The organism is Caballeronia udeis (genome assembly GCF_001544555.2).
Classification (GTDB): Bacteria; Pseudomonadota; Gammaproteobacteria; order Burkholderiales; family Burkholderiaceae; genus Caballeronia; species Caballeronia udeis.
In genome coordinates this window covers 1-1,438 of sequence record NZ_FCOK02000195.1, presented here as the reverse complement: position 1 = coordinate 1,438, position 1,438 = coordinate 1, and the positions used below count along the sequence as shown (strand labels likewise).

Sequence of the window (1,438 nt, the reverse complement as noted above, 5' to 3'; positions counted from 1 at the left end):
ATTTCCAATGTCCGGCCCGAGCCGGATCGAGTATTAGTCGATATCGTCGACTATGTTCTCAACTACAAGATCGACAGTACGCTCGCGCTCGACACCGCGCGCAACTGCCTGATCGACACGCTCGGCTGCGGACTCGAAGCACTGACTTATCCGGCATGCACCAAGCTCATGGGACCCATCGTGCCGGGCACGATTGTCCCCAACGGCGCCAAGGTGCCCGGCACCTCTTTCCAACTGGACCCGGTTCAGGCGGCGTTCAACATTGGCGCAATGATCCGCTGGCTCGACTTCAACGACACCTGGCTGGCTGCCGAATGGGGCCATCCGTCTGACAATCTCGGCGGCATTCTGGCCACCGCCGACTGGCTCTCGCGTAACGCGGTGGCTACCGGCAAAAAGCCGCTGTCGATGAAAGACGTCTTGATCGCCATGATCAAGGCGCACGAAATTCAAGGCTGTATCGCGCTGGAAAACTCGTTCAACAAGGTCGGTCTCGATCACGTTTTGTTAGTGAAACTGGCATCCACGGCAGTGGTCGGTCAGATGATCGGCCTCACGCGCGATGAGTTGATTAACGCCGTTTCCCTGGCCTTCGTCGATGGTCATTCGCTGCGCACGTATCGGCATGCGCCAAATACGGGTTCGCGCAAGTCGTGGGCAGCGGGAGACGCGACCTCGCGCGCCGTGCGTCTCGCGTTGATCGCGAAGACGGGCGAGATGGGCTATCCGTCGGTTCTGACCGCTAAAACATGGGGTTTTTACGACGTGCTCTTCAAGGGCAACGCGTTCAAGTTCCAGCGCCCGTACGGTTCGTACGTGATGGAGAACGTGCTCTTCAAGATCTCGTTCCCGGCTGAATTCCACTCGCAAACCGCAGTGGAAGCCGCGATGACCTTGCACGCGAAGCTCGCGGAAACGGGTAAGAAGGTTGAAGACATCAAGAAGATCACGATCCGCACGCATGAAGCGGCCATTCGTATCATCGATAAAAAAGGTCCACTCGATAACCCCGCCGACCGCGATCACTGCATTCAATACATGATCGCCGTGCCGTTGATTTATGGCCGCCTGACCGCTTCAGATTACGAAGATTCAGTGGCGAAGGATCAGCGCATCGACACCTTGCGCGCGAAGATGGAATGCGTGGAAGACCCAGAATTCACCAAGGACTATCACGATCCGGAGAAGCGTTCGATCGCCAATGCGCTGACAGTCGAGTTCAACGACGGCAGCCAGTTCGACGAAGTGGTCGTCGAATATCCGATTGGACACAAGCGTCGTCGCGAGGACGGCATCCCCCTTCTGGTCGAGAAGTTCAAGGTTAACCTCGCACGGCGTTTCCCAGCCAAGCAGCAAGAGGCGATCCTCGCGGTATCGCTGGATCAGGCAGCGCTCGAAGCAATGCCGGTCAATGAATACGTTGATTTGTACGTGATTT

General features: G+C 57.1%; 1 protein-coding gene. It reads left to right on the top strand.

Annotated elements, in window-relative coordinates; translation table 11 throughout:
* On the top strand, positions 1 to 1,438 hold a 1,438-nt coding region (locus tag AWB69_RS45150; RefSeq protein WP_063978066.1), incomplete at both ends, for a bifunctional 2-methylcitrate dehydratase/aconitate hydratase.